The sequence below is a fragment of the Neisseria sp. N95_16 genome (assembly GCF_002551535.2).
In the GTDB taxonomy this organism is placed as follows: Bacteria; Pseudomonadota; Gammaproteobacteria; order Burkholderiales; family Neisseriaceae; genus Neisseria; species Neisseria brasiliensis.
Genome location: NZ_PDBT02000066.1, coordinates 1 through 13,953 on the forward strand (window position 1 = coordinate 1; position 13,953 = coordinate 13,953).

The 13,953-nt window shown below is 47.1% G+C and carries 10 protein-coding genes, 1 tRNA gene and 1 pseudogene; all 12 read right to left on the reverse strand.

Annotation, left to right across the window (positions count from 1 at the left end):
* A partial coding sequence (locus CRG49_RS13950) for a helix-turn-helix domain-containing protein (RefSeq protein ID WP_157807888.1) occupies positions 1–171 on the reverse strand: 171 nt, incomplete at its 3' end.
* Between the two features lie 124 nt (positions 172–295).
* Positions 296–1,150, reverse strand: a complete 855-nt coding sequence (locus CRG49_RS10055) for a factor H binding protein domain-containing protein (protein WP_095503801.1) — start codon at positions 1,148–1,150, stop codon at positions 296–298.
* Positions 1,151–1,583: 433 nt separating this feature from the next.
* A complete protein-coding gene (gene rpoC, locus CRG49_RS10060; protein ID WP_095502973.1) occupies positions 1,584–5,759 on the reverse strand; it encodes a DNA-directed RNA polymerase subunit beta' in 4,176 nt (1,391 codons plus the stop codon).
* 162 nt (positions 5,760–5,921) lie between these two features.
* A complete protein-coding gene (gene rpoB / locus CRG49_RS10065; protein ID WP_095502974.1) occupies positions 5,922–10,100 on the reverse strand; it encodes a DNA-directed RNA polymerase subunit beta in 4,179 nt (1,392 codons plus the stop codon).
* Between the two features lie 202 nt (positions 10,101–10,302).
* Positions 10,303–10,674, reverse strand: coding sequence for a 50S ribosomal protein L7/L12 (gene rplL, locus CRG49_RS10070; RefSeq protein WP_003677916.1), 372 nt, complete (start codon positions 10,672–10,674; stop codon positions 10,303–10,305).
* Positions 10,675–10,731: 57 nt separating this feature from the next.
* Positions 10,732–11,232, reverse strand: coding sequence for a 50S ribosomal protein L10 (rplJ, locus tag CRG49_RS10075; protein ID WP_095502975.1), 501 nt, complete (start codon positions 11,230–11,232; stop codon positions 10,732–10,734).
* 221 nt (positions 11,233–11,453) lie between these two features.
* Positions 11,454–12,149 (reverse strand): 50S ribosomal protein L1, encoded by a 696-nt coding sequence (rplA, locus tag CRG49_RS10085; protein ID WP_095502977.1) that lies wholly within the window; start codon positions 12,147–12,149, stop codon positions 11,454–11,456.
* Positions 12,149–12,580: a 50S ribosomal protein L11 gene (gene rplK / locus CRG49_RS10090; RefSeq protein WP_095502978.1), complete on the reverse strand. Its 432-nt coding sequence runs from the start codon at positions 12,578–12,580 to the stop codon at positions 12,149–12,151. Before rplK ends, rplA begins: the two co-directional genes overlap by 1 nt.
* 104 nt (positions 12,581–12,684) lie before the next feature.
* The gene (nusG, locus tag CRG49_RS10095; RefSeq protein ID WP_095502979.1) at positions 12,685–13,218 is read right to left on the reverse strand and encodes a transcription termination/antitermination protein NusG; all 534 of its coding nucleotides are present in this window, start codon (positions 13,216–13,218) and stop codon (positions 12,685–12,687) included.
* 2 nt (positions 13,219–13,220) lie between these two features.
* Positions 13,221–13,493 (reverse strand): preprotein translocase subunit SecE, encoded by a 273-nt coding sequence (gene secE, locus CRG49_RS10100; protein ID WP_095502981.1) that lies wholly within the window; start codon positions 13,491–13,493, stop codon positions 13,221–13,223.
* Positions 13,494–13,646: 153 nt separating this feature from the next.
* Positions 13,647–13,722, reverse strand: a tRNA-Trp gene (locus CRG49_RS10105).
* Between the two features lie 8 nt (positions 13,723–13,730).
* A pseudogene (locus CRG49_RS10110) lies at positions 13,731–13,953 on the reverse strand (elongation factor Tu); the annotation flags it as partial.

Consider the following 13,953-nt stretch of genomic DNA (forward strand, 5'->3'; position numbering starts at 1 on the left):
CTGTTGTGCTTTTCGGTAACAGTAGGTTCCGTTGACGGAATGCCGTCTGATTTCCCGACTGACGGTGGCGGGATGACAACCGATGTTCTGTGCGATTTGGTTTAGGGGTAGGTTGCGGTAATGTCTGGAAATGTAGTATCTTTGGTGTGAGGTCAGTTGTGTGTAGGCCATATTGCAATCTTTCTTGTCAGGAAAGGCAGTATACTACCGCATACTGGCCTTTTCTGTTATTGGAAATTGCACTTGTTAGGCGAATGTAAGGGCCTATAAATTCAAGGTTATGCCTTAAAGACGATTATTGTTTTTTGCCGCCGAAGCCGACATCTCCATAAGGCGAGGTTACAACGCCTGCCACTTCATCTGCATTCGGGCCGAAGAAGCCGAGTTTATAGCCGCCATTCAAGCCGCTGTTTGAACGTGCCGTTGACTCAATACCATAGCCGCTAATCGATGTTTTATCGGGATTATCATGGCTCATGCCGGCAATCTTACCTTCATGAAGCGTAATACCGCCAGCAATATTGCTAATCGAACCGCTGCCGGTTTTCGCTGCAAAGTCCACGGTGTAATTGAATTTACCGGTTTGATCTTGACTCAAAGCCTCGCCTGCATAGTTGAATTTACCGCTGCTCGGCAAGGTTTTGGTGGCATAGCCTTTAACGGTGCCGAAGTCTAATTCTTCTGAACCCAGATTTTCTTTTCTTCCCATAACAGTAACCGTACCGCCTTTGACTTCTGTACCTGCTACCACAGAGTAAGGCTGTTGATAAAGGTGCAGAACACCATTACGGATAACCGTGCCTTTTACGCTACCCGCTCTGATTTCAGCTTCCTCGGTAACGCCAATTCTTCTTACACCTTCCCCCAAAGCACTTAAATCAACATTGTCTGAAGTAATGCGCTTACCATCAATACTCACTTTATAATTTTCCAGAGTACCGCCATTTTCTGCAAACAATTGGCTAACATCTTGTCGTTGCTGTGCCAAAGAAAACATTTTGTTTGCTTTCGCTTCAGCCAATTCTTTTGTCGGCGTGCTGCTTGTTTGAGGCGACTGACTACCGCCACCACCACCGCCGCACGCTGTTAAAGCCAATGCCAAAAGTGTTGCTGATGTGATTTTACCGACGTTTTGATTGAATGCTTTCATATTTCATACCTTTTTTAGTAATGAGTGATGCCTAAAATTCATGTTAATTTTTGCTAAACTTCAGCAAAATGAATTTACCCCCCCCCCCACACTTTTGTAAATATTATTTTCTTTTCTTTACCATGTGTGATTACCGGCCTAATTAGGCCACAAGCACACCTAGACGAAAAAACCATCAATGTTCTAAAACGGTTGCTTTGTGCACACCATCTTTTAAAGGTGTTTTGCTCAGGTTTCAGGCCGTCTGAAACCTGAGCAAAATCTGAATTTAATCCGCCAATCTGTGGCCGTCATTGTCGGGCTGAGACCCGACAATGACGGATTTGAAGTTTTACAAGGGTCTCAGGCCGTCTGAAAATTTCAAGCAAATAAAAAACCGCAAGCTCAACACTTGCGGTTTTCTTTTCAGACGGCCTGCGGTGCAGGCGCATCTTTATTCAGCAGCAGATTGCTCGTCTACCTGGGCAGGCACTTCGTCGCGGCTTTCCTGACGGCGGCTGCGGTGATAGGTCAAGCCCGTACCGGCCGGAATCAGGCGGCCAACAATCACGTTTTCTTTCAAGCCGCGCAGTTCGTCCTGTTTACCCATAATCGCGGCCTCGGTGAGTACGCGGGTGGTTTCTTGGAACGATGCAGCTGAAATGAAGCTGTCGGTCGACAACGACGCTTTGGTAATACCCAATAACACGTTTTCGTAACGCGCCGGCTCTTTACCTTCGGCAATCATTTTCTCGTTTTCCAACATCACATCGCCACGCTCGACTTGCTCACCGGTAATGAAGCTGGTTTCGCCCGAGTCGGCAATATTCACACGACGCAGCATTTGGCGGATGATGACTTCGATGTGTTTATCGGAAATCTTCACACCTTGCAGGCGGTAAACTTCTTGCACTTCTTGAACAATATAGCGTGCCAATGCTTCGATACCTTGCAGACGCAGAATATCATGTGGATCAACGGCACCGTCAACGATGGTTTCACCGCGGTTCACCACTTGGCCGTCATGCACCAAGATTTGTTTCTCTTTGGAAATCAAGGTTTCGTAAGCCACGCCGTCAACATCGGTGATGATTAAGCGTTGTTTACCCTTGGTTTCTTTACCGAAGGAAACGGTACCGGTGATTTCAGCCAACATGCCGGCATCTTTCGGGATACGCGCTTCAAACAACTCAGCCACGCGCGGCAGACCACCGGTAATATCGCGGGTTTTAGACGATGCTTGCGGAATACGCGCCAACACGTCACCTTTACCGATTTCTTGACCTTCACGCACGGTAATCACCGCACCTACCGGGAAGGCCATCGATACCGGGGTTGAAGTACCAGGGATACAAATTTCCAAACCGTTTTCGTCCAGCAGTTTCACGGTTGGGCGCAACAATTTAGAGGTACCGGCAGAACGGCGTTTGCCGTCAATTACAACCAAGGTAGACAAACCGGTTACATCGTCGGTCTGTTTGGCAACGGTTACGCCTTCTTCCACGTTTTCGAATTTCACCAAACCGGCATGTTCGGTAATCATCGGACGGGTATGCGGATCCCATGTTGCCAAGGTTTGCCCGGCTTTAATGGCTTCACCGTCTTGTACCAGCAAGATGGCACCATAAGGCACTTTATGACGTTCGCGCTCACGGCCGATATCGTCGTGAATCACCACTTCGCAAGAGCGGCCAATCACCACCAATTCGCCTTTGTTGTTGGCAACATAACGCATTTGGCTGCTGAAACGTGCGGTACCGTTGGATTTGGCTTCCACTTGACTGGCAGCGGCTGCTCGAGAAGCAGCACCACCGATGTGGAAGGTACGCATGGTCAGCTGGGTACCTGGTTCACCAATCGATTGGGCGGCAATCACGCCGACCGCTTCACCAGCATTCACCAGTTTACCACGCGCCAAGTCACGGCCGTAACATTGGGCACACAAACCGTGGCGGGTTTTACAGGTAATCGGGGTGCGTACTTTCACTTCATCGACGCCGGATTGGTCGATCATGTCGACCAGTTTTTCGTTCAATAAAGTACCGGCTTCTACCAAGGTTTCGCCTGTGGATGGGTCAACCACATCAGAAGCAGTCACACGGCCCAAAATACGGTCGCGCAAGGCTTCAATCACGTCACCACCTTGTACCACGGCTTTCATGACAAAACCGTTAGTTGTGCCGCAATCGTCTTCTACTACCACCAAGTCTTGGGTTACGTCTACCAAACGGCGGGTCAGGTAACCGGAGTTTGCGGTTTTCAATGCGGTATCGGCCAGACCTTTACGCGCACCGTGGGTCGCAATAAAGTATTGCAATACGGTCAGGCCTTCGCGGAAGTTAGACGTAATCGGCGTTTCGATAATCGAGCCGTCCGGTTTGGCCATCAAACCACGCATGCCGGAAAGCTGTTTGATCTGTGCTGCCGAACCACGGGCACCGGAGTCGGCCATCATGTAGATAGAGTTGAACGACTCTTGATCCACTTCGTTGCCTTCGCGGTCGATGACTTTTTGGGTAGACAGGTTGTCCATCATCGCTTTGGCAATGCGGTCACCGGCACGACCCCAAATATCGACTACTTTGTTGTAACGTTCACCGTTGGTTACCAAACCTTGGCGGTATTGGTCTTCGATTTCCTTCACTTCGGCTTGTGCTTCAGCCAACAATACGGCTTTTTCTTTCGGAATTTCCATATCGTCAACGGCAATCGAGATACCGCCTTTGGCTGCATAAGCAAAACCGGTATACATCAAATGGTCGGCGAAAATCACGGTATCACGCAGGCCACACAAGCGGAACGATGCGTTAATCAGCTTAGAAATTTCTTTCTTCTTCAGCGCTTTGTTGATGTATTCAAACGGCAGGCCTTTAGGCAGAGTTTCGCTCAACAAGGCACGGCCTACGGTGGTTTCATAGCGGTTAACTACCGGCTCCAATTCGCCGTTTTCGTTTTTCACCCATTCACGCAGACGCACGGTGATTTTGGCACCCAGTTCCACTTGTTTGGTGTGATAAGCACGGTGTACTTCTTTCACGTCGGCAAACAAGCTGCCTTCACCTTTGGCGTTGATGCGGTCGCGGGTCATGTAGTACAGACCCAATACGATATCTTGAGACGGTACGATAATCGGTTCGCCGTTGGCCGGAGACAATACGTTGTTTGACGCCAGCATCAAAGTGCGTGCTTCCATTTGCGCTTCCAAGCTCAATGGTACGTGAACCGCCATTTGGTCACCGTCAAAGTCGGCGTTAAATGCGGCACACACCAATGGGTGCAACTGGATGGCTTTACCTTCAATCAGAATCGGTTCAAACGCTTGAATACCCAAACGGTGCAATGTCGGTGCACGGTTCAACATGATTGGGTGTTCGCGAATAACTTCTTCCAAGATGTCCCATACTTCCGGTACTTCTTGTTCAACCAATTTTTTGGCGGCTTTAACGGTGGTTGCCAAGCCTTGTTTTTCCAGCTTGTGGAAAATGAACGGTTTGAACAGCTCCAAAGCCATTTTTTTCGGCAGACCGCATTGGTGCAGACGCAGGTAAGGACCCACGGTAATCACCGAACGGCCTGAGTAGTCCACACGTTTACCCAACAGGTTTTGACGGAAGCGACCACCCTTACCTTTAATCATGTCGGCCAATGATTTCAATGGACGCTTGTTCGCGCCGGTCATGGCTTTACCGCGACGGCCGTTATCCAACAGGCTGTCGACTGCTTCTTGCAGCATACGTTTTTCGTTGCGCACAATGATGTCCGGTGCACTCAACTCCAACAAACGTTTCAGACGGTTGTTACGGTTAATCACACGACGGTATAAATCGTTCAAATCAGAAGTGGCAAAACGGCCGCCATCCAAAGGCACCAGCGGACGCAAATCAGGTGGCAATACTGGCAACACGTCCATAATCATCCACTCAAGTTTCATACCTGAGCGGTGGAACGCTTCCAATACTTTCAAACGTTTGGCGATTTTTTTGATTTTGGTATCAGAACCGGTTGATTCCAATTCTTGACGCAATACTTCGATTTCGCCTGCTACATCCAATGAACGCAACAATTCGCGGATACCTTCGGCACCCATTTTGGCATCGAAATCGTCGCCGTATTCGTCCAATTTGTTGTAGTAATCGTCTTCGGTCAGCAATTGGCGGCGTTGCAGCGGGGTCATGCCCGGATCGGTCACCACAAATGCTTCAAAGTACAATACACGTTCGATGTCGCGCAGGGTCATGTTCAATACCATGCCCAAGCGAGACGGCAGCGATTTCAAAAACCAGATATGGGCAACCGGCGCAGCCAATTCAATGTGACCCATGCGTTCGCGGCGTACTTTAGACAAAGTCACTTCCACGCCACATTTTTCACAGGTTACGCCTTTAAATTTCAAGCGTTTGTATTTACCGCACAAACATTCGTAGTCTTTTACCGGGCCGAAAATTTTGGCACAGAACAAACCGTCGCGTTCCGGTTTGAACGTACGGTAGTTGATGGTTTCCGGCTTTTTCACTTCACCGTAAGACCAAGAGCGGATGGTATCCGGAGAGGCAATGCCGATTTTGATGGCATCAAACTCTTCTTCCATGCCCGCTGTTTGTAACGGATTAAATAAGTTCAACAAATTCATTTTTGCTCCTTGAAGGAAGTATTTTTACCGCTTGGCGGATCAGGATTCGGATGGAATGACTCAGCTTTTCAGACGGCCTTTAAACATTTTTGTGATGTCCGTTGAAAGCGCTGTGTTCTTTCAGACGGCCTATTGATATCAGAGGCCGTCTGAAAGCGTTGTTTAATAACGTTCCAAATCGATATCCAAGCCCAATGAGCGAATCTCTTTAACCAATACGTTGAAGGATTCAGGCATACCGGCGTCGATTTTGTGTTCGCCTTTAACAATGTTTTCATACATTTTGGTACGACCTGTCACGTCATCGGACTTCACGGTCAACATTTCTTGCAGGGTGTAAGCAGCACCGTAAGCTTCCAGCGCCCAAACTTCCATCTCACCGAAACGTTGGCCACCGAACTGCGCTTTACCGCCCAGAGGTTGTTGGGTCACCAAGCTGTAAGGACCGGTCGAACGGGCGTGCATTTTCTCATCAACCAAGTGATGCAGTTTCAAGTAGTGCATCACGCCTACGGTTACGCGGCGGTCGAAAGCTTCGCCTGAACGGCCATCGTAAAGGGTAATTTGGGTTTTGGTGTCGTTAAAGCCCAATTTTTCTACTTCAGGATCATCGCTTGGATAAGCCAAGTTCAGCATGTCGCGGATTTCAGATTCTTTCGCACCGTCGAATACCGGAGAAGCGAAAGAAGCACCTTTACGCAGGTTAGAAGCCAATTCGATGATTTCATCATCGCTCAAGCTGTCGAGATCTTCTTGCTTGCCGCTGTTGTTGTACAGCTTATTCAAGAATTCACGCAATTCGCTGGCTTTGCGCTGCTCTTTGAGCATACGGTCGATGCGTTCACCGATACCTTTTGCCGCCCAACCCAAGTGCACTTCCAAAATCTGACCGATATTCATACGCGATGGTACACCCAATGGGTTCAACACGATGTCAACTGGACGGCCGTCTGCCATATAAGGCATGTCTTCCACCGGCAGAATGCGTGATACCACACCTTTGTTACCGTGGCGGCCGGCCATTTTGTCACCGGCTTGCAGACGGCGTTTGATGGCGATGAATACTTTCACCATTTTTTGTACGCCCGGCTGCAATTCGTCGCCTTGGGTCAGCTTTTTCTTCTTCACTTCATACAACTCATCCGCTTCTTCGCGTTTTTGCTGCAGGCTCAGCTTAATCAGCTCTAATTGTTTGGCCAAATCTTCATCGGCCAAACGGATGTCGAACCAATCGTGTTTGCTGGCGGTAGAAGCCAAGTATTCAGCAGTGATTTCGCTACCTTTAGTCAACTTCATCGGGCCACCGTTGGCTTTTTGGCCAACAATCATGCGCTCGATACGATCAAACGCATCGTTATCGAAAATACGCAGCTGATCACTTAAGTCTTGACGGTAGCGTTTCAACTCAGAATCAATAATCGATTGGGCACGTTTGTCGCGCTGGATACCTTCGCGGGTAAACACTTGCACGTCAATCACGGTACCGCTCATGCCGGTCGGCATACGCAATGAAGTGTCTTTTACATCAGACGCTTTTTCACCGAAAATCGCACGCAACAGTTTTTCTTCAGGCGTCAATTGGGTTTCGCCTTTAGGGGTTACTTTACCCACCAACACGTCACCGGCTTCTACTTCAGCACCGATGTACACAATACCGGAATCGTCCAAACGGTTTTGCATGCGCTCAGACAAGTTCGGAATATCGCGGGTAATGTCTTCGGCACCCAACTTAGTGTCACGCGCCACAACGTTCAATTCTTCAATGTGAATCGAAGTGTAGCGGTCATCGGCAGCCACTTTTTCAGACAGCAAAATCGAGTCTTCGTAGTTGTAACCGTTCCAAGGCATGAAGGCGATGGTCATGTTTTGACCCAGCGCCAATTCGCCCAAGTCAGTCGAAGCACCGTCGGCTACCAAGTCGCCACGTTGCAACACATCGCCTGCTTTCACAGCCGGACGTTGGTTGATGTTGGTTGATTGGTTAGAGCGGGTAAATTTGACCAGATTGTAGATGTCCACACCCACTTCACCGGCAGTCGCTTCGTCATCGTGTACGCGAATCACCACACGGTTGGCATCAACATATTCAACCACGCCGCCACGACGGGCAACAATCGCCGTTGCCGAGTCAACGGCTACTGAGCGTTCGATACCGGTACCGACCATTGGTTTTTCAGGACGCAGACAAGGCACAGCTTGACGTTGCATGTTGGCACCCATCAAGGCACGGTTCGCGTCATCGTGTTCCAAGAACGGAATCAGGGAAGCCGCTACCGATACCACTTGGCCGGTTGCCACATCCATGTATTGAACGCGGTCAGGTGTGGCCATAATGGTTTCGCCTTTTTCACGACAGGTCACCAAATCACCGGTCAGATTGCCTTCTGCATCCAATTCGGCATTGGCCTGTGCAATCACATAGCGGCCTTCTTCGATGGCAGACAAGTAATCGATTTCCGTGGTTACTTTACCGTCAATTACACGGCGGTATGGGGTTTCCAAGAAACCATAATCATTGGTACGCGCATAAACAGACAGCGAGTTAATCAAACCAATGTTCGGACCTTCGGGTGTTTCAATCGGACATACGCGGCCATAGTGAGTCGGGTGTACGTCACGCACTTCAAAGCCAGCACGTTCACGGGTCAAACCGCCTGGACCCAAAGCAGAAACACGACGTTTGTTTGTCACTTCAGACAGTGGGTTGGTTTGATCCATAAATTGGCTCAATTGGCTTGAACCGAAGAATTCTTTAATGGCAGCGGAAACCGGTTTAGCATTGATCAAATCATGCGGCCTCAGGTTTTCAGATTCTGCTTGGTTCAAACGCTCTTTCACTGCGCGCTCAACACGAGCCAAGCCACTGCGGAATTGGTTTTCAGTCAACTCACCAACCGAACGCACGCGACGGTTGCCCAAGTGGTCGATATCGTCCACTTCGCCGTGACCGTTACGCAATTCAACCAAAGTGGCAATCGAAGCGACAATGTCTTCAATGCTCAGTACATAGCCACCTTTTTCGGCTGCACCGGCAAAGGTTTCGTTCAATAAACGACCATACCAAGAGCCTTGTTGCGCTTCAGACAATTTTTGCTCGTAGGTGCGGGTATTGAATTTCATACGGCCTACACGAGACAAGTCGTAGCTGTCTTCACTGAAGAACAAGCGGTTGAAGAGCATTTCAACAGCTTCTTCGGTAGGCGGTTCGCCCGGACGCATCATGCGGTAAATCGCTACGCGGGCAGCTTGCTGGTCGGCAGTTTCATCCGTACGCAAGGTGCTGGAAATGTAACCACCTTGGTCCAATTCATTGATGTACAAAGTAGTAACTTGCTCAATACCGTGGATATCCAGTTTCGCCAACAATTCTTCGGTGATTTCATCATTGGCCACAGCCAATACTTCACCAGTGTCCGGCACGATCAAATCAGCAGCCAAGACTTTGCCCAATAAGGTTTCAGGATCAACGTCCAATCGGGTCAAACCGGCATTGGCAATATCACGGATATTTTTAGCAGTGATGCGTTTGCCTTTGGTCACCAAAACGTTGCCTTCAGCATCCACGATGTCGTTTTTAGCGGTTTCACCTTTCAGACGGCCTGGAATCAATTCAGTTTGCACACCACCTTTTGACAAGAAGAATGTTTCTTTGTCGTAGAAAGTGTCCAAAATCTGTTCATTGTTGTAACCCAAGGCTTTCAACAAAATGGTAACCGGCATTTTACGGCGACGGTCGATACGGAAATACAGTTGATCTTTTGGATCAAACTCAAAATCCAACCATGAACCACGGTAAGGAATAATGCGGGCAGAGAACAATAATTTGCCCGAAGAGTGCGTCTTACCACGGTCATGCTCAAAGAACACACCCGGAGAACGGTGCAACTGAGAAACGATCACACGCTCGGTACCATTGATGACAAAAGAGCCGCTTGGTGTCATCAATGGGATTTCACCCATGTACACTTCGTTTTCGCGTACTTCTTTTACAGTCGGTTTAGAAGCCTCTTTATCCAAAATCACCAAGCGGATGCGTGCACGCAAAGGAGCAGCGTAAGTAATACCGCGCAATTGACATTCAGGAATATCAAACAACGGATCACCCAAGGTGTAATGGACAAATTCCAAACGTGCATAGCCATTGTGGCTGACGATTGGGAAAATAGAATTGAATGCTGCTTGCAGACCATCATCAGTACGCTGGTCGAAAGCATTTTCTAATTGCAGAAATTTTGCATAAGAATCAATTTGAGTTGCCAGCAAAAAGGGAACTTCCAATACGTTCTCTCGTTTGGCAAAACTCTTACGGATACGTTTTTTCTCGGTAAACGAATAGTTCATATACACTCCGAAGGGTGGCTTTGAATAGAAATGCCGTCTGAAAAACTTTGAGACGACAATTTTGTGATGTTATTTACATTTATTTATATTTATTTCAAGATATAAATGCAAATAAATGTAAATAATTATTTTCTGTATGATTAAAACGCAAAATAAGGCTGGCAGATATCTGCCAGCCTTTACTGAAAGTATCAAATAATGATTATTTGATTTCGACTTTAGCGCCGGCTTCTTCCAGTTGTTTTTGGATGTCTTCAGCTTCAGCTTTAGAAACACCTTCTTTCAGTGTTTTAGGCGCGCCGTCAACGATGTCTTTAGCTTCTTTCAAGCCCAAACCAGTGATGGCACGAACCACTTTAATCACGCCAACTTTTTGATCACCGGCAGAAGCCAAAACAACGTCAAATTCAGTTTTTTCTTCAGCCGCAGCGGCACCAGCACCAGCAGGGCCGGCAACGGCAACGGCAGCAGCAGAAACGCCGAATTTTTCTTCAAAAGCTTTAACCAAGTCGTTCAATTCCATAACGGTCAAAGAACCAACGGCTTCCAAAATGTCTTCTTTAGTAATAGCCATGCTATTTAAACTCCAAATATTGTATTAAAAATTAATTATCAAATGAAACAAAATCTATTAAGCGGCTTCTTCGCCAGCTTTTTTCTCAGCCAATGCAGCCAAACCGCGTGCAAAGCCGGCAACAGGTGCCTGCATAACGTACAACAGTTTAGACAACAATTCTTCACGGCTAGGAATAGAAGCCAACTCGCTTACTTGAGCAGCATCCAGTACGTCGCCATTGTAAGAACCGGCTTTAACAACAATTTTGTCATCTTTTTTCGCGAATTGATGCAGCACTTTTGCAGCAGCTACAGCATCTTCAGAAGCAGCGTAAACCAGCGGACCCACCATGTGATCTGCCAAACCTGCAAATGAAGTGCCTTCTACTGCACGACGAGCCAAAGTATTTTTCAGAACGCGCAAATATACGCCTTCTTTACGTGCATTCGCACGCAGCTCGGTCATGCTGGCAACACTGATACCGCGATATTCTGCAACCACCAGAGTTTGAGCGTTAGCAATTGCTGCGCTAATCTCTTCAACGGCTACTTTCTTGGTTTCAATATTGAGACTCAAGGTCTACCTCCCACTGTTTATCAACAGAATACTTTCTCAGTATTCCACCAGCGCGGTAACCTAAAAAGACATCTTACAAGCTTTCTTGCAATTTGTTTCAGGACTACCGTCTGCGTAGGGCAATAACGATTAAATCTTACGATCCCTACGGTCTTGGACATCTACTTAATATTTTAAGTAGCCCAAATCCAGACAGCCTTAAAAAGGCCGTCTGAAAATTCTTAGTTGTTTACGCTAGAAGTATCTACTCGAACACCTAAACCCATTGTGCTTGAAACGGCAACTTTACGTAAGTATTGGCCTTTTGCAGCAGCAGGTTTTGCTTTAACGATAGCATCCAGCAAAGCGTCAAAGTTTTCTTTCAAATCGGCTTCAGCAAATGAAGCGCGACCGATAGTGGCATGCACGATACCTGCTTTATCAGTACGGTATTGTACTTGACCGGCTTTAGCGTTTTTCACCGCTTCAGCAACATTAGGGGTTACAGTACCTACTTTAGGGTTAGGCATCAAACCACGTGGACCCAAGATAGTACCCAACTGACCGACAATACGCATTGCATCTGGAGAAGCAATCACAACGTCAAAGTTCAAGTTGCCACCTTTGATTTCAGCAGCCAAGTCGTCGAAACCAACGACATCAGCACCCGCTTCTTTAGCAGCATCAGCATTCGCGCCTTGCGCAAATACAGCAACACGAGTGGTTTTACCGGTACCTTTAGGCAATACAACTGAGCCACGAATTACTTGGTCAGATTTACGTGGATCTACACCCAAGTTGAATGACACGTCAACTGATTCATCAAATTTAGCAGTTGCGGCATTTTTTACCAAAGTAATTGCTTCATCAATTGCATATAATTTATTCGCTTCAACAGAAGAGCGCAAAGCTTTCAAGCGTTTAGAAACTTTAGCCATTATACACCCTCCACATCCAAGCCCATTGAACGGGCTGAACCAGCAATAGTACGTACCGCAGCATCCAAATCAGAAGCCGTTAAATCAGGCTCTTTGGTTTTCGCGATTTCTTCCAATTGAGCGCGAGTTACTTTACCCACTTTATTGGTCAATGGGTTGGCACTACCTTTTTGCAGACCCGCAGCTTTTTTCAACAAGATAGAAGCTGGAGGCGTTTTCATCACAAATGTGAATGATTTATCCGCAAATGCAGTGATCACAACAGGAATCGGCAAACCAGGCTCCATACCTTGGGTCGCAGCATTAAATGCTTTACAGAATTCCATAATATTCAAACCACGTTGACCCAATGCTGGACCAACTGGAGGAGATGGGTTGGCTTTACCTGCACCAATTTGCAGTTTAATGTAGCCTACAATTTTCTTTGCCACTTAAGGACTCCTAAAAGACGGGTATAACGCGGAACCATTCCGCTTCCCAAAACGAATTTTCGATTATAAAACTTAATGTATTTTAATTCAAGACATTAATTCAATTAAATCTTTTCAACCTGACCAAATTCCAACTCAACAGGCGTTTCACGGCCAAAAATCTGCACAGAAACACGCAGCTTATTGCGCTCGTAATTAACCTCATCCACCACGCCATTGAAGTCAGCAAAGGGACCGTCATTAACACGAACCGATTGACCCACTTCAAATTCAACTTTTGGTTTTGGTTTTTCAACACCACTACGAACCTGTTGCATAATTACATCAGCTTCACGTTGAGAAATAGGTAATGGTCGGTTAGCAGTACCGCCGATAAAGCCAGAGACGCGCGGGGTACTTTTTACCAAATGCCATGATTCATCGGTCATTTCCATTTCAACCAAGACATAGCCAGGGTAAAACTTACGCTCGCTGATGGTACGGCGGCCATTTTTAATATCAACCACCTCTTCGACCGGAACCAACACTTGGCCGAAATACTCTTCCATACCTTCGCGTGAAATACGCTCTTTCAATGTTTTTTGGACATTTTTTTCAAAGCCGGAATAAGCCTGCACAACATACCAACGTTTTGACATTTTTATCCCCTCTTCAATAACAAATCAAAAAATAACCATGAAACCGCTGTATCGACTGCATAAATAAACGCAGCCAAAATTGCTACAAAAATTACCACGAATACAGTCATCTTGACCGCATCATCACGAGCCGGCCAAACTACTTTCTTAAATTCAATCCATGAATTTCGAAAATAAGCGAACCCTTCGCGCTGCGGCGTGGCATGCGCATTGTTGTCTGATTTGACAACCTGCCCCACTTTATCCGCTTTATCTTCAGGCATACGATCAGCCATTTTGAACTCACTTTCCATAGCATTGATACAGCATATGCAGCATATGCAGCATATATCGATATACCGCTCACAATCATGCGATGGTTAAAACAAATAAATAGAAATAAAATAGCAAAAAAATTAACCGGCACTAAGGCCGGTTAATTTTTTATTTGGCAGGCCAGGAGGGTCTCGAACCCCCAACCCTCGGTTTTGGAGACCGATACTCTACCAATTGAGCTACTGGCCTTCTAAAACTTAAGCAATGATAGAAGATACAACACCGGCACCTACGGTACGGCCGCCTTCACGAATCGCAAAACGCAAACCTTCTTCCATCGCGATTGGCGCAATCAGTTCAACAGTGATGGCTACGTTTTCGCCCGGCATTACCATTTCTACGCCTTCTTCCAAAGTTACCGCACCGGTAACGTCAGTCGTACGGAAGTAGAATTGTGGACGGTAGTTAGCGAAGAATGGA

Coding starts and splice junctions, on each gene's coding strand:
- CRG49_RS10055 (WP_095503801.1), bottom strand. CDS start 1,150: ATGAAAGCATTCAATCAAAACGTCGGTAAAATCACATCAGCAACACTT.
- rpoC (WP_095502973.1), bottom strand. CDS start 5,759: ATGAATTTGTTGAACTTATTTAATCCGTTACAAACAGCGGGCATGGAA.
- rpoB (WP_095502974.1), bottom strand. CDS start 10,100: ATGAACTATTCGTTTACCGAGAAAAAACGTATCCGTAAGAGTTTTGCC.
- rplL (WP_003677916.1), bottom strand. CDS start 10,674: ATGGCTATTACTAAAGAAGACATTTTGGAAGCCGTTGGTTCTTTGACC.
- rplA (WP_095502977.1), bottom strand. CDS start 12,149: ATGGCTAAAGTTTCTAAACGCTTGAAAGCTTTGCGCTCTTCTGTTGAA.
- nusG (WP_095502979.1), bottom strand. CDS start 13,218: ATGTCAAAACGTTGGTATGTTGTGCAGGCTTATTCCGGCTTTGAAAAA.
- secE (WP_095502981.1), bottom strand. CDS start 13,493: ATGGCTGATCGTATGCCTGAAGATAAAGCGGATAAAGTGGGGCAGGTT.